The organism is uncultured Methanobrevibacter sp. (genome assembly GCF_900314615.1).
Taxonomy (GTDB): Archaea; Methanobacteriota; Methanobacteria; order Methanobacteriales; family Methanobacteriaceae; genus Methanocatella.
This window is the reverse complement of the sequence record NZ_OMWA01000020.1, coordinates 57512-72393: the sequence shown is the minus strand read 5'-3', so window position 1 is coordinate 72393 and position 14882 is coordinate 57512. Positions and strand designations below refer to the sequence as shown.

13 protein-coding genes are annotated in these 14882 nt (G+C 36.2%); 7 read left to right on the top strand and 6 right to left on the bottom strand.

Annotated elements, in window-relative coordinates; genetic code table 11:
* Positions 1 to 6: 6 nt before the first annotated feature.
* Positions 7 to 1551 carry a replication factor C large subunit gene (locus QZN33_RS07670; RefSeq protein ID WP_342764147.1) on the top strand — a complete coding sequence of 515 codons (1545 nt, stop codon included), beginning with the start codon at positions 7 to 9 and terminating at the stop codon, positions 1549 to 1551.
* A gap of 116 nt (positions 1552 to 1667) precedes the next feature.
* A complete protein-coding gene (locus QZN33_RS07665) occupies positions 1668 to 1880 on the top strand; it encodes a winged helix-turn-helix transcriptional regulator (protein WP_296790631.1) in 213 nt (70 codons plus the stop codon).
* A gap of 17 nt (positions 1881 to 1897) precedes the next feature.
* Here QZN33_RS07665 and QZN33_RS07660 read toward each other — a convergent pair whose 3' ends face one another.
* The 3 genes from QZN33_RS07660 to rhuM are packed head-to-tail and all read right to left on the bottom strand — an operon-like array spanning position 1898 to position 4495.
* Positions 1898 to 2587 (bottom strand): ATPase, encoded by a 690-nt coding sequence (locus tag QZN33_RS07660; RefSeq protein ID WP_296790629.1) that lies wholly within the window; start codon positions 2585 to 2587, stop codon positions 1898 to 1900.
* Position 2588: 1 nt separating this feature from the next.
* Positions 2589 to 3434: a shikimate dehydrogenase gene (locus tag QZN33_RS07655; protein WP_296790627.1), complete on the bottom strand. Its 846-nt coding sequence runs from the start codon at positions 3432 to 3434 to the stop codon at positions 2589 to 2591.
* A gap of 20 nt (positions 3435 to 3454) precedes the next feature.
* A complete protein-coding gene (rhuM, locus tag QZN33_RS07650; RefSeq protein WP_296790625.1) occupies positions 3455 to 4495 on the bottom strand; it encodes a RhuM family protein in 1041 nt (346 codons plus the stop codon).
* A 252-nt stretch (positions 4496 to 4747) separates the two neighbouring features.
* Here rhuM and hisS point away from each other — a divergent pair, with 252 nt between their 5' ends.
* Genes hisS through QZN33_RS07630 form a run of 4 tightly spaced genes read left to right on the top strand, consistent with a single transcriptional unit; the run spans position 4748 to position 9059 of the window.
* Entirely contained in the window at positions 4748 to 6043 is a 1296-nt protein-coding gene (gene hisS / locus QZN33_RS07645; RefSeq protein ID WP_296790623.1) for a histidine--tRNA ligase, read from the top strand.
* 2 nt (positions 6044 to 6045) lie between these two features.
* Positions 6046 to 6453 carry a phosphoribosyl-AMP cyclohydrolase gene (hisI, locus tag QZN33_RS07640; protein ID WP_296790621.1) on the top strand — a complete coding sequence of 136 codons (408 nt, stop codon included), beginning with the start codon at positions 6046 to 6048 and terminating at the stop codon, positions 6451 to 6453.
* Between the two features lies 1 nt (position 6454).
* Positions 6455 to 8299: a PINc/VapC family ATPase gene (locus QZN33_RS07635; protein WP_296790619.1), complete on the top strand. Its 1845-nt coding sequence runs from the start codon at positions 6455 to 6457 to the stop codon at positions 8297 to 8299.
* A 4-nt stretch (positions 8300 to 8303) separates the two neighbouring features.
* Positions 8304 to 9059: a sugar phosphate isomerase/epimerase gene (locus QZN33_RS07630; protein ID WP_296790617.1), complete on the top strand. Its 756-nt coding sequence runs from the start codon at positions 8304 to 8306 to the stop codon at positions 9057 to 9059.
* On the opposite strand, the gene QZN33_RS07625 is transcribed toward QZN33_RS07630, so the two are convergent.
* A complete protein-coding gene (locus QZN33_RS07625; protein WP_296790615.1) occupies positions 9060 to 11381 on the bottom strand; it encodes a DEAD/DEAH box helicase in 2322 nt (773 codons plus the stop codon).
* Between the two features lie 213 nt (positions 11382 to 11594).
* Here QZN33_RS07625 and QZN33_RS07620 point away from each other — a divergent pair, with 213 nt between their 5' ends.
* Positions 11595 to 11996, top strand: coding sequence for a pyridoxamine 5'-phosphate oxidase family protein (locus tag QZN33_RS07620; RefSeq protein ID WP_296790613.1), 402 nt, complete (start codon positions 11595 to 11597; stop codon positions 11994 to 11996).
* Here QZN33_RS07620 and QZN33_RS07615 read toward each other — a convergent pair.
* Together QZN33_RS07615 and QZN33_RS07610 are read right to left on the bottom strand one after the other, a co-directional pair.
* Positions 11991 to 13499: a Mur ligase family protein gene (locus QZN33_RS07615; protein ID WP_296790611.1), complete on the bottom strand. Its 1509-nt coding sequence runs from the start codon at positions 13497 to 13499 to the stop codon at positions 11991 to 11993. The genes QZN33_RS07620 and QZN33_RS07615 overlap by 6 nt on opposite strands.
* Positions 13492 to 14877 carry a Mur ligase family protein gene (locus QZN33_RS07610; RefSeq protein ID WP_296790609.1) on the bottom strand — a complete coding sequence of 462 codons (1386 nt, stop codon included), beginning with the start codon at positions 14875 to 14877 and terminating at the stop codon, positions 13492 to 13494. Before QZN33_RS07610 ends, QZN33_RS07615 begins: the two co-directional genes overlap by 8 nt.
* Positions 14878 to 14882: the final 5 nt, after the last annotated feature.

The following is a 14882-nucleotide window of genomic DNA, read 5'->3' as shown; positions in this document are numbered from 1 at the left end:
ATGGAAATGTTATGGACTGACAAATACCGACCGCAGACTTTAGATGAAGTGGTAGGTAACAATAAAGAGAAAAAGATAATCCAGGACTGGGTTGGAAAATGGAAAAGCGGAAATCCCCAAAAGCCGCTCCTTTTAGTTGGACCACCAGGTATTGGAAAAACCACACTCGCACTCGTTATTGCAAAAGAATTTTCAGAACATATTGAGCTTAATGCAAGTGACAAGCGTTCACAGGATGCTTTAAAAAGCACAATCGGAGAGTCATCCTCTTCAAGGTCACTGTTTGGAGATGAATACAAACTGATTATAATGGACGAAGTGGACGGTATCCACGGAACAAATGACCGTGGAGGAGTAAGAGCCATAGGAGAGATTATTAAAAATTCCAAACATCCCATGATTTTGATGGCTAATGATTTCTACTCAAAACGTCTCCAATCAATCAAACCAAAATGTACTGTAATTAAAATGCCAAAAATAAGAAGTCCGAGTATCAGAAAAGCTTTAAAGGAGATTGCTCAAAAAGAAGGAATTAAAGCCAATCCTAAAGCTTTGGATTTGATTTCTAAAAAATCAAACGGAGACATGCGTTCTGCAATCAATACCCTGCAGGCCTTATCCGACAAGGACGAAGTTTTAGAGCCTAGAGATGTTGAAAATCTGCGTACCAAAGATGACAGATCAGATATTTTCAACGCAATAACCGGCGTTTTAAAAAGTAAAAATCCTGTGCATGTAAGAGAAGCTTTAAGGGTTGATGAAGACCCTACACTGGTAATGGAATATATTGCTGAAAATATTCCTAGAGAATACACCAATAAAAACGAAATCAAAAAGGCCTATGAAAATATAGCCAATGCAGATTTATACTTTGGAAGAGCCAGAAGCAGCAGGAATTACGGTTACTGGAAATATGCAAGCGATTTTATGGGAATCGGAGTAAGTTCATCTAAAAAAGAAACCTACAAGAAATTCTCAAAAATCCAGACACCAACAATTTTCACATTAATGGGACGTAACCGTGGAAAAAGGAACCTTAGAGACGGAATTGCAGAGAAAATGTCTGAAAAAATGCACATTTCACATGCCATTGCAATTTCCATGTTTCCATATCTGGAAATCATGTTCCAGAATGATGAACTTGCATGGGAGATTTCAGACTTTCTTGATTTGGAAGACAATGAAATAAAAAGATTCAGGAAAAAGAAAATACCTAAAAAAGTCGTTACCAAAATGGAAAAGCAAAAGGCTCAGATGAGAGTTGAAGAACGTGACAGAAGATTTGAAGAGCTGCAAAATCAGATAATGAATGCTCCTGAAGAGATCATCATTGAAGAAGCTGAAGAAGAGCTTCCATTTGAAATTGAGGGAACCGAAGAAGAGATTCCTGCAGAAGATGCCGGTGAAGAAAAATCTGAAGCAGAAGAGCTTCCATTTGAAATTGAGGAAAACGAAGAAGAAACCCCTGCAGAAGAAGTTAGTGAAGAAAAATCTGAAGAGAAAAAAGATAAAAAGAAAACAGATAAGCAAGTCTCACTTTTCAGTTTTTAATCATGAATGAATCTTTAGAATAACACCTCACTTAAGGAGATATTATAATGGATATTTCAGATGAAATATTAACAGAAATCAGTTATGTGAGAACTTCAACATATAGATTGAGGGCAATGAAGGCATTAAAGGGTAATTTGAAAATTCCCTCCGAGATTGCAAAGGAAACAGGAATACTGACAAACCACATGTCCAACACCCTCAGACAGCTGAAAGAACATGACCTTGCCGAATGCGTTAATCCCCAATCAAAAAAAGGCAGGCTGTACAGATTAACACCAAAAGGTGAAGAGTTAATGAGACATATCGACAGTATAATGAACCGTTAAAAGATTCAAACTTGAGATTACTCTTCTTTTGACAGCTTTTCATCAATGAACTCGGAAGCGCTGACCACATTTTCCCTGAACTGTGGTGCGACATCTTCTAAAAATTCGGAAAATGAATTCGCCAATTCATTTCCATTTTCTTTTTTAATTAAATCCTGGCCGTCCATCTCTAAAAAGGAATTGATCCATTCCAGAGAAACGTTAGCGAGAGGATAGATTTCATCAGCACTTTCAATTAACTTCAGACCTTCACCGTTGAAAATTCCTTCAAAGATTGTATTGACCTTATCATCCAGAATTAACGGATTGACCTTTAAATCATAATCCCCTTCATAAACAAGATTAACACCATATTTTCTGGTGTAAGGCTCCAATATCAGTTCACAGATAAAGTTATCCTCAGGCATCAGTATTGTTGAGTTAGGCTTGATTTCCAGTGTAAGCAATTTGGCTGATTTGGAGCATATTTTTTGAAACAGAGTATTTCTCACTATTTCGATATCAGGATACTGCTTATAAAATGTTTTTTCACGAGTTCTTGAAAACTTGGAAAACCTTAAGGAATTAATGTAGATTTTTTGAGGAGTGTATGAAATAAAACGAGTATCTACACCTATTATTTTCAAGTATTTCAGTACATCTTTTTTTGATGTTGAAAATTTTTCCTCTTCCTGAGTTAAAGCAGATATATCAAACATTAAATCCATATTATCTTCCCAAATATTGTTTTAAAGCATTTTCCATTACATCAATTGGAGGTTCACTGCCTGTCCAAATTTTAAAGCTTTCTGCTCCCTGATAAAGTAGCATTTTAATTCCGTAAACAGGTTTTGCACCTGCTTTTGCAGCCTCTTTTAAAAGTAATGTTTCATGAGGATTATAAACAGCATCAAATACAACCAGATTTTCATGCATATCATCTGATGAGGCAACAGATCCATCAACGTTGGGATGCATGCCCAAAGGAGTTGTATTGACCAGAATATCTGCATCTTTTAAGCAGCTTGAAATTTTAGAAATTGAATCTGCTTTTACATCATCTATCAAATCGGATGCCAGAATGTCACCGGCTAAACTCTGCGCCTTATCCTCATTTCTATTCAAAACTGTTATTGAACTGGCACCATACTTTGCAAGGTAAAAGGATATTGCTCTTGAAGCTCCTCCAGCACCTGCAACTATAACGTTCTTATCTTTAACAGGACTTACCGCTTCAATAGCCTTTATAGCGCCGATTCCATCTGTATTATATCCTTTCAGATTTTTAAAATCAATCGTATTTACCGCACCAATCAGTTCAGCGACCTCATCCAGTTCATCCAGATACTGCATTACTTCAATTTTGTGAGGAATAGTGACATTGAAACCTTTGATATTTAATGACTGAGCCCCTTCAATAGCTGATTTTAAATCTGAAGGATCAACATCAAATGCAACATACGCATAGTCCATATCCAAAGCTTTGAATGCAGCATTGTGCATTGGCGGCGAGAAGCTATGCTCTACAGGATGGCCTATCAAACCTACAATATTTGTACTACCTTTAATATTCATATAATAATAGTTGATTCATATTATACTAAAAACTTTTTAGTTTCCTCATCAAATTTATTATAATCTGACTTGAAGAGTTTATCCTGAACAGGTCTGAATTTTTCATATTCCAATTTAACAAACTCATCAACTTCTTTTCTTGAAATTTTTCCTTTACCTTTTAAAACTGAGTATTCATAGAACTCCAAAAACTTATCCAGTCTTTCAGCCCAATCTTTCATGCTCATTGGAATTTGACGTTCAGCCCTGTCTTCTGCATAATCAAGATACATGCTTACAACACGATTTAGAGTTTTTAACTCTTTTTCAGTTAAGTAATTTTTAGCTACTTTTGCATCCCTCAGCAATATTTTTCCGTCAGGAGCCTTAGACCAGGTAGTTAAACCCATGTGCTCTTTTTCACTGCTAGCTCTTTCATAGATTATTTCAGGAGCAGTAAGACCAACAACAGCATAATGCAACTTGTTTTGAACTTTAGAATAGAACTCTCTAGTAATTTGAGCATTTTTATTGTAATCATATGCAGTAGCAAACAGATCAGTGACTTTCTCGTACACTTTGCGTTCAGAAGATCTGATTTCACGGATTACGTCAACCAGTTCTTCAAAGTATTCCTCAGTGAACCTTCCACCATTTATCAAAAGCTCCTTATTGATTACAAAACCTTTTCTCATATATTGCTTTAAAATATCTCTAGACCATTTACGAAAGTTTGTTGCCTCTTTTGAATTGATCCTATATCCGATTGAGATAATTGCATCAAGATTATACCATATTTGAGGTCTACCTCCTTTTTTAGAGTTTTGCAAGAAATCCTTGCTAAACTCCAAATCATCTTTAAATAGCTCTTTAGAGGTTATGCTTACTTCTTTTTCTTCAAGCTCTCCTTCATTAACAATATTCCTAAAATGATCAGAAATATTTTGCCCAGTGGTTCCAAAAATCTCAGAAACAATTTTTCTACTGGTCCACATTGTATCTTCACCAATGATGAATTTTCCTTCAACTGCACCTTCTTCGCTTTGATACAAAAGCGTATCTACCAATTTATATTTTACCATAACAATCCCCATTAGAGTTTTTTAATTAAACAATTGGTTTTAATATAGTTAAACCTAATTTAAGTGCAAAAAAGCACAAAAACACATATATGAAACTGTGAAAAATCACACTTCCGAAACATATATAACAATTATACCCAAAATTACTAACAAGTTGCCTGAGAGCATCTGAGAAACAATATTCAACAAAGGTTATATAAAAGCTAAAAAACATAGTTTAATTATAATAAATTTATTCATAGGAGAGCTAAAATGGAATTTACAAGACCAAGAGGTACAAGAGATTTCCTGTTTGATGAAATGAGACAACGTAAACAAGCAGAAGCTACCTTAAGAAATGTTTTTGAAAATTATGGTTATCAGGAAATCAAAACACCTTTATTTGAAGAATTAAAATTATTTACAACAAAATCAGGAGAAGAAATTGTAAATCAGTTATACAATTTTAAAGACAAATCCGACAGAGAATTAACTTTAAGACCGGAAATTACCGCTCCTGTTGCCAGATTATACTTAAATGAACTTGAAAAAACTTCCACAAAACCAATAAAGCTTTATTATTATGGAAGCTGTTTCAGATATGAAAGACCTCAGAAAGGAAGATTCAGACAATTTTGGCAATTCGGATGCGAACTGATCGGAGCCAAAACTCCACAGGGCGAAGCTGAAGTAATTGCACTTTGTACCGATGCAATCAATGCACTCGGAATTACAACAGCAGACGTCAATGTGAACCATCTCGGAATTATCAGAGGTCTTTTCAAGCACTTTGACATCTCCCAGGAAACCCAAAGAGAAATAATGGTCGTTATCGATAAAGGAGATAAAGACCTGCTGATAGAATCATTAAGCGGTGATGAACCGGTAATCAAAAATGATGAACTGAACCAGATACTTTTAAAACTCATTGACCTGGTTGGAGACAAATCCATCATAAGCGATGTTGAAGAATTAGTAGCTCCATATGAAGAGCCAAAAGCTGCACTTGATGAGTTAAAAGAATTAATTAATCTTTTAGAATCATTTAAAGTTGACAATTATACATTAAACCTCGGTGTTGCAAGAGGGCTTGACTACTACACAGGAATCGTGTTTGAGATATATGTTCCGGAATTAGGTGCCCAAAAGCAAATCTGCGGTGGAGGATCATACAGCCTCGTCAAGTTATTCGGAGGTCAGGAAGTGGAATCAACAGGATTTGCACTTGGCTTTGACAGACTTATGAATGCAATCGAAGAGCTTACAGATGCAGAAGAACTGCCGTCACATTTAGATGTTTATGTAGCTCCAATTTCAGACAGCGTAAGACCGAAAGCATATGAAATCACCCAGGAGTTAAGAAAAAACAATGTCAAAGTGGATGTTGATTTGAACGGCAAGAAATTCAAGAAACTGATGAATTACGCAGATAAAATCAAAGTTCCGAAAATAATCATTATCGGTGAAAATGACCTGAAGGAAGGCAAAGTTACCGTTAAAGACATGGAAAGCGGAGAACAGGAACTGGTCGACATCAACAGTATTATCGAATTTATCAAAGAGGAATAATTATGGAAATTAACTTCAGACATGAAATCAACGGCGTTAAAGTCATAACAGCAGTTGCACAGGATGCAGACACAAACCAGATACTGATGCTTGCCAATATGAACAAGGAAGCGTTAATCAAAACAATACAGACAGGAAAAGCTCATTACTGGAGCACTTCAAGAAATCAGTTATGGCTCAAAGGAGAAAGTTCCGGACATTTTCAGGAAGTTAAAGAAATTTTAGTGGACTGTGACATGGATGCTGTTGTCTTAAAAATCAAACAGACCGGTGCAGCATGTCATGAAGGTTATCTTTCATGCTTTTTTAGAAAAATCAACACTGAAAATGACGTGGACATTGATGATTTGAAAGATAACGATTTAGAAATAATTTTAGAAAGACTTGTAAATCCAGAAGACGTGTATTAAGATGAAAAGTATTGTACCAGACACAAGCGCAGTAATAATAGGTGCAGTAAGTGATTTGATTGAAAACGGGGATTTTGACTATCCTGAAATTATTGTGCCTGAAGCTGTAGTTTGTGAGTTAGAACATCAGGCCAATGCCAACAGGGCAGAAGGAAGAAAAGGCCTGGAAGAGCTTAAAAAACTCCAGGAAATGCAGGATGATGGAGAACTGGCAATCAGCTTTAAAGGCAAAAGGCCTACCAATTATGATATCAGATATGCAAAAAGCGGAGAAATTGACAGCATCATCAGAGACCTTGCAAAATCAGAATTTGCAACATTAATTACAAATGACAAGGTCCAGGCAGAGGTTGCTAAAGCTCAGGGAATTCCTGTTCATTACGTTAAGCAGGCGTACAAAGAAAAGTCCCTGTCAATAGAAAGGCTTTTTGATGATGAGACAATGTCTGTTCATTTAAAGGAAAATGTTGCTCCTATGGCTAAAAAGGGAATTCCGGGACATATTAAATTTGTTAAACTGGAAAATAAACCCTCTTCATACTCACAGCTTTCATACATTGTTGAAGAGATTCTTGAAAAGGCTAAAAATGACCCTAAAACCTATCTGGAATCAGATATGGAAGGATCATTTGTTGTCCAGTCAAGAGAATACAGAATTTCCATTGCATATCCTCCATTTGCAGAGGCTTTGGAAATTACTGCAGTCAGACCTGTTGCAAATATAAGTTTGGATGAATATAACCTGTCAGATAAACTGTTGGAAAGAATTAGAACAAGTGCTGAGGGAATTTTAATTTCAGGTTCTCCGGGAGCAGGTAAATCAACATTCGTACAGGCAATTGCAAAATATTACTCAAACAAATTAAACAAGATTGTTAAAACAATGGAGTCCCCAAGGGATTTGCAGCTGCCGGATGAAATAACCCAGTACGCTCCTCTTGAAGGCAGTATGGAAAATACGGCTGATGTCCTGCTGCTTGTAAGGCCTGACTATACAATCTATGATGAGCTTAGAAAGAATACTGACTTTAACATCTTTGCAGATATGAGACTTGCAGGAGTCGGAATGATTGGAGTTGTTCATGCAACCCGTCCGATAGATGCAATTCAAAGAATCGCTTCCAGAGTTGAGCTTGGAGTAATTCCGTCAATTGTAGATACAAGCATTTACATTGAAGACGGTAAAGTAACAAGCGTTTATGAAACAAAAATGACCGTTAAAGTTCCCACAGGAATGAAGGAAGCTGATCTTGCAAGGCCGGTTATTGAAGTAAGGGACTTTGAAACCGGTGAGCTTAAAAATGAAATTTATACATATGGTGAGCAGACCATCGTAATGGATATGAATCTTGTAAACGGCACTTCCGATGGTGAAAAACACAAATCCTCAGTAGACATCATTGCAGAGGCCGAAATCTTAAGAAAAATAAAAAGAATGCTTCCGAAAAAAGCCAAAGTAGAGGTCGAAGTAATTTCACCTGACAGAGCAAACATCTACATTCCCGACAAGTACGTTCCGAAAATCATAGGTAAAAACGGAAAAAGAATTGCTGAGATTGAACGTGACATCGGAATAAGTCTTGGAGTAGAGATAATCGAAGAAAAACCTGTAGACAAAACTCCGTTTGAAGTGGACATCATTCATACCAGAAAACAGATGATTTTGGATTTAGGCAGGGAAAACGGCAGACAAAACTTCGACATTCTTATTGACGGAGAATATCTGCTTACCGCAACAACTTCCAAAAAAGGAGAAATAAAAATTAAAAATGGAATTGAACTGTCTGATTTCATCCTGGAAGCAATTGAGATAGGATTGGAAATTACAGCAGTCAGAAAGGCGTGATAATATGAAAATTGGTGCATCAACACTTGCAGGAATAGAAAACTCACTGGAAGAGACATTGGAATTTATTGAGAATCTGGGAATTGGATATGCAGAAATCGTGCATCAGTATCCTACAGAAAACATCAACATGAACATTTTAGACAGCTATAACCTCAAATACACTATCCATGCGCCGTTTATGGATATCAATATTGCTGCACTGCAATGGAAAAGCAGAAGAAATTCTCTAAAACAGACTAAGGATTCAATCAATCTGGCAAATCACATAGATGCAGAAGCAGTTGTTGTTCATCCGGGACTTGCTCCTTTTTTAGCAAAAAAATATTTCCAAAATAAAGTTTATGATACTGCAATAGATTCCATCAAACAAATAAAGCAATATTCAGATGATTTAGGCGTTTTAACCACAATTGAAAATATGCCTACCTTTGACAATATGATTTATTCCGACATCAATGATTTGAATGAAATGCTGGTTTCACTCGACATGCCTATGACACTGGACATCGGCCATGCAAATCATGCAGGATATTCTCCAGACGAGATGATTTTTGATTCAATTAAACACATACATATCCATGATAATTTTGGTGATGATGACTCACACCTTGCACTTGGTGAAGGCTCTATTGAATTAAAACGCATAGTCAATAATCTTGAGAGTAAAAATTATGATGGCATCTATATCATTGAGGTAAATGATTTCGATTCCATTGAAAAAAGTTATGAATTTATGAAAAAAAACTTTAAAATCTAATTAAAGAAGTTTTTTTTCTTTTGATTCTTTATTAAAATACAAATATTCTGATTCAACTACTTTTCTAATATTTTTAGCAGTTTTCTTACCTATACCTTCAACTTCCTGAAGTTCACTTTCAGAAGCATTCATCACCTTTTCAACACTTCCGAAATGCTGAAGCAGATTTTTAGCGTTGACAGGCCCTATATTAGGTAATGATTCAACTATGAAAAGCTGCTGTTCCCATAAGCTGACAGGTTTTTTATCTGTCCTGATTTGAATATGAGTTTTTTCACCGTTCTGTTCTCGAACAGCAATTCTTTTAATCATTGCAGCAGTATCCTCGGAGTTTCTAGTTGGAATTATACTGATTCCGAAATCAATTGCAATAGCAGCAAGAGTTCCCCTCACAGCATTGGGATGGATCATTCCATTGTAAATGTCATCCCCCTCTAAAATTAAAAGAGGTCTTTTGAACTCTTCAGACAATTCACGTGCCTGCTTGAATAATCTTTTATCAATAATTGAATCAACAAAATCCTTTGCGGTTTTTCTCTCAATTACTACCTCATCACTGACCTGATAGTCACCGACCGCCATGGACCTGACCTTAACGTCAATTTCCATTTCAGACAGATGTCTTATGACTTTGGAGTTTCCTTCCCTGGAATCTGCATAAACAAGAGGATTTGCTTTTTCAGCTTCTTTAGGCCTTTCAATTACCTTAACTCTTTTTTGATCTTCCATTCTCTCTAAAGCTGAAGCATTTAATTCCTCTAAAACATCAGGGTCTATCAGCTGATATTTCATCTTATCTTCTTTTCTAACGCTTGACCAGTAGTAAGCTTCATCCCTTGTTCCGTTTGTAATCAGAACTTTAACACGTCCTGTTCTTTTACGTCCGGTTCTTCCTCTTCTCTGAATCATACGAACTTCGGAAGGAACCGGTTCATATAAAACAACCAGATCAACTGCAGGAATATCGATTCCCTCTTCTGCAACACTTGTGGATAAAAGAACATCATATTCACCCATTCTGAATGACTTGATAATGGCTTTCTGTTCTTTTTGTGTAAGACCCTTCTGACCATCTTTTGCAGCCTGACCAAAGAATTTTGCAGATTTTATTCCTTCCTTTTCAAGTTTTTCATGTATCATTTCCAGAGTGTCTCTGTATTGTGTAAAAACAATTATTTTGGAAGATTTTTCATCCTTGCCTGTAACACGGCTGGACTGGAGTTTTGTCTGACCGTCATCAGTACCTAACTCTTTTTTAAGAATTCTGGTTACTTCCCTGAGTTTCGGATGCTCCCAGCCATGTCTTTCAGCATCACGTGCCATCTTAACAGCTCTTCCAAAGTTATCATCCCACATGAGAGATTTTGCCGCTTTGGTTTTTTTCTTACGCAGACGTGCAATATATTTGTTGAAAGTCTGAATTCCCTGTGTTTCAATAAGCTCCTGAGAATGCTGAATATTGATTACAGCGCTTAAAATGGAAATGGCCTGGAATAACTCCTTATCCGGATTGACGGACCTTGCAATTTCACCCTGAATTCTTCCTCTTGCCTTTAGAATATCGACTTTCCCGACAGAAACTGTTCTGATTATACCCATATTCTTTAAAGCTTTCAGTCTGACTTTTAAAGCTTTATCAACATATTTTTTAATTTTTTCAAGTTCACTGCTCATTTTAACTCTGACCCAGTCTATTTCAACCGGATTAAAGTATGGCCTGACGTCAGGGTCGTCTTCTGTTTTAACCACGATATTTTGAATATAAAGGTTAGCGCAGACTTCTTTGATTTTCGCTTTATCAGACCCAGGTGAAGCAGTAAGGCCCAAAATTAAATTGAAATTGGATTCCTGAACATAACGGGAAGCCAGATATACATAAGAGTAAGATCCGACACCATGATGGCATTCATCAAAAACAATGAGTGAAACACTGCTTAAATCATATCTGCCGTTTAACAAATCTGATTCTACAGTTTGAGGAGTTGCACAGACAATTCTGGACTCTTCCCACCTTTTTACTCTTTCATCGGTTTTTATTGCACCGGTTATGGAAGTGCAGGGAAGATTTAAAAATTCCTTAAAACTGTCTTCATGTTGAATGGCTAAAGGCTTTGATGGTGCAAGAACCAGCACTTTAGAATTTTTAACTTTTTGAAGCCTATCTGCAGCTACCAAAATCGCAACGATAGTTTTACCTAAAGCAGTTGGCGCTACAACCATAGTATTGCCTTTTTTTAATACATCCCCCGCTAAAACCTGCTGATACAACCTTGCTTCAATTGCATCTTTTTTTATTAAAGGATGTGAAATATAATTAGCCATAATTCAACCTTCAAATTTTTAATGAGTATGTAAAATGAGTATACCAATAACCCTTACTATGATATTATTTTTTAGCATTTATAAAAGATTAGTGAGAGCATTTGATAAGTAATGACAGTTACCAAACAGTTACTTAGTTACTGAACAGTTACGAAAACGATTTATATTCATTAAAATAAACTATAAACAACAAATTATAAGGAGATGTAAAAAATGAGCGATGTAATTAATTTTTTAAAAGAAAATCCATTAATATATTTAGCAACTAGCGGACTTGACGGAAATGCAAAAGTAAGACCAATTCTCTTTTACTTTGAAGAAGACGGAAAACCATACTTCTGTACAGCAAACACCAAACCAATGTTCAAGGAATTGGATGCAAACCCTAATTGTGAAATCACAACCGCTACACCAGAATTTGCATGGTTAAGAATTGCAGGTAAAGTGGAATTTACTGACTCTTTAGAGTTAAAACAGAAAGTAATCGATTCAAATGAACTTGTAAAATCATTATACGAAACTGCAGACAATCCAACTTTTGAAGTATTTACAGTTTCCGGAAAAGCAACTATTGCTGATTTTTCAGGAAATCCACCAAAAACTTGCGAATTATAAGTCAAAAACTATAGATTTGTATTTGGTAGCAGCTTCCCCAATAGCTATTACCATCTCACAATCTAAATTTAAAGCTTTTTTAATACCATCACGAACCTGATTTTTAGAAGCGCCTAGAGTGCCTGTCTTTTCAAAATCATCCACGTAATTTAAAAATATCCGATCATTCAGTTTAGGATTTTCAATTAATTTTTCAGAAGCTATTTTTTGTGAAGCGGTTGAAGCCGGAACGATGAATTTTGAAAACTTCAATACACTGTTGAATATGTTCAAATCACCAGTGTATCCGGATTCTGAAGATATTGTTATTACAGTTGTAAAGTCACCATGCAACTTTTTAAATTCTTTTAAAACAGTTTCCACACCTGCAGGATTGTGAGCATAATCAACAAAGATATCTTTGCCTTTCACCTCACCTACCTCTTCCATTCTTCCGCTTACACCGGTAAAACTGGCAATTGTAGGTAAAATCTTATCATAAGGCAGGTCGAGGAATTTATGAGCTGCAATGATTACACCTGTTAAATTGTAAACATTGTGAAGCCCGTCAACACCCATTTTAACTGTTAATTTTTCAGTTGGAGTGTGCAAATCAAAAGTCCTATTAGGCAAATCCACGTTAGTTGCAATGTAGTCTACCTGAGGAGTTGTTATTCCACATTTACAGAAATAATATCCGCAACCGGAGATAATCTCTTTAACTGCAATTTCCTCTCCGCAGACACATTCTTTCATACCAATTGAATCCGGAAGCTCGTCAACACCGAATGTGATAACCTCACCTTTAAAGTCAAGTTCACGTAAAAGTCCCATTATGGTCGGGTCATGACCGTTTACAATCAGCTGGCCGATTCCCAGTTCTTTTATGAATTCACCTTTAACATTTGCATAATCCATAAAACTTCCGAGATCTCTTAAATGATCCGGAGTAATGTTTGTAATTAAACCTCCTGACATTTGAGTATTTTTAACAATTCTTCCAACAGTGCCAGGTACTCCGAATGTTCCGACTTCAAGAATACCTACATCCCCGTTTAATCTTGACTGTAAAATCGGGATGAATTCGGCATTGCCCTGCATGCCTTCCAAATCATGTTCACAAGGTTTAATTCCATTATCATAAGCAATTCTTTTTAAAAGAGTGGTTGAAGTGGTTTTACCGTTAGTTCCGGTTATTCCGAACACCGGCTTTTCAGGTTTAATCATTTCAATAATGTCACATAATTCCAAAATAGGTTTATCGCAATTTTTAAGTATTTCAGAATCTTTAGGCAGACTTGCAGGAGGTATTATGTAATCTGCATCCTTAAAAAATTTTTCAGGAGTTTTGCCGTAATATACTTCAATATCGTAACCTTCCAAAGCATTAGCAAATCGGCAATCTTTTTTGAAGGATAAATCTGTTGCAATTACATCATATCCTCTTTGCTTTAAAATTCTAGCTATTAAATTACCGTTTGCACCGCAAACACCAATAACTCCAAAGGTTTTATTTTTATTCATACTTTTTACTCCCCTCTTCAAGTCCTCTCATAATTTTTTCGACAGTAGTCAGCCTGTCATATGCTATAAGCGGACCCATATGGAGAATTATATCTCCCGGTTCGGAATATCTGAATGTTTCACATGCTGCAATTTCAATGTTTTCCACAGCCACTTTTTCGATTTCAGGATTGGTTATTGCATCTAAAATCTCATTGGCGGCTTCCATTTCCACTTCCTGAGTAACTTCATTAAAACCGCTTGCAATAACTGTCTTTATGTCATATCCGCTTACCAGTTCGCCAACTTCTGCCTTATCTCTAACAGATAATGTATCAAAATGATCCAAGAACAGGACTACGCTTTCATCTTTAAAGTAGTCCAAAGTAATTTTCATACCGTCATACAAGAATGCGGAATCAAGAATAACTTTCCTTCCGTTATAGTCCCCCACATCTTCCATATGAGCAGGCAATCCTTTAAATACTGTTAACGCGTCAATAATGTCCTGCTTTTCAACACCGTATGTCAATGCAACAGCAGATGCGGCAACAGAATTTTCAAAGAAATAGCTCATCATATGAAATGGAGTTGTGAATTCCACATCTTTGGATTTTATTGTTAATGACTTGTCTCCGGCAGTTCCTTTGAAATCAACATCCTCATCCAAAGCATAGTATATTGCGTTGTCCCTGACGTTTTCTATTATGTCACGACAGGAATTGTTTGCTATAAATGTTTCGCTCATTGCTTCGAGAACCAGTTTACGCTTCTGGTATTTTTCAAGTGAGCCTCCAAACTCGGAGAGATGGTCTTCGGCAATATTTGTCAAAAGACCTATTTTAATATCCAATCTGTCAAGAAGACCGATTGTGCCGTGAGGAAGTTCAAAAATAGCAATGTCACATTCTTGCGGCTTGCCTTTAACAATACCGTCAATAATTGCTTCTGAAACAAGATTATTTACCAGGGATGAGCAGGACCATACATTGTAACCTGCCTGCTTAAACAGACTTGTTGTAATGAATGTAGTGGTGGTTTTGCCCATAGTTCCGGTGATTCCGATAATATCAACAGGAATCAAATCATTAACTGTTTGTGAGAATTCTTCATTTGTCAAGACCTTTAAATTTGAATTTTTAATTTGCTGTGCAATAGGAGCTGAATCAGGTAATGTAGGAGGCATGTAAGCTGCATCAAAACCTTCGACTGAAGGTTCTTTATTTGCTAAATCCAAGTTAACTCCTTCTTTTTCCATTTCGATTAAACTTCTTTGAAACTCGATTTTAAATTCAGACAAGTCTTTCAAATCAGTTACAGTAACATCATGGCCTAAATAATTAAGCAATCTTGCAACAGGCCTGCTTGCATTTCCGGCACCAACAATTAAATAATTCATAAAAA

Bases quoted from the DNA above. Each gene is read 5' to 3' on its own strand.
- QZN33_RS07655 (WP_296790627.1), bottom strand. From the start codon at position 3,434: ATGAATATTAAAGGTAGTACAAATATTGTAGGTTTGATAGGCCATCCT.
- rhuM (WP_296790625.1), bottom strand. From the start codon at position 4,495: ATGGTAAAATATAAATTGGTAGATACGCTTTTGTATCAAAGCGAAGAA.
- QZN33_RS07620 (WP_296790613.1), top strand. From the start codon at position 11,595: ATGAGCGATGTAATTAATTTTTTAAAAGAAAATCCATTAATATATTTA.
- hisS (WP_296790623.1), top strand. From the start codon at position 4,748: ATGGAATTTACAAGACCAAGAGGTACAAGAGATTTCCTGTTTGATGAA.
- QZN33_RS07665 (WP_296790631.1), top strand. From the start codon at position 1,668: ATGAAGGCATTAAAGGGTAATTTGAAAATTCCCTCCGAGATTGCAAAG.
- QZN33_RS07670 (WP_342764147.1), top strand. From the start codon at position 7: ATGTTATGGACTGACAAATACCGACCGCAGACTTTAGATGAAGTGGTA.
- QZN33_RS07625 (WP_296790615.1), bottom strand. From the start codon at position 11,381: ATGGCTAATTATATTTCACATCCTTTAATAAAAAAAGATGCAATTGAA.
- QZN33_RS07660 (WP_296790629.1), bottom strand. From the start codon at position 2,587: ATGGATTTAATGTTTGATATATCTGCTTTAACTCAGGAAGAGGAAAAA.
- hisI (WP_296790621.1), top strand. From the start codon at position 6,046: ATGGAAATTAACTTCAGACATGAAATCAACGGCGTTAAAGTCATAACA.
- QZN33_RS07630 (WP_296790617.1), top strand. From the start codon at position 8,304: ATGAAAATTGGTGCATCAACACTTGCAGGAATAGAAAACTCACTGGAA.
- QZN33_RS07635 (WP_296790619.1), top strand. From the start codon at position 6,455: ATGAAAAGTATTGTACCAGACACAAGCGCAGTAATAATAGGTGCAGTA.
- QZN33_RS07615 (WP_296790611.1), bottom strand. From the start codon at position 13,499: ATGAATAAAAATAAAACCTTTGGAGTTATTGGTGTTTGCGGTGCAAAC.
- QZN33_RS07610 (WP_296790609.1), bottom strand. From the start codon at position 14,877: ATGAATTATTTAATTGTTGGTGCCGGAAATGCAAGCAGGCCTGTTGCA.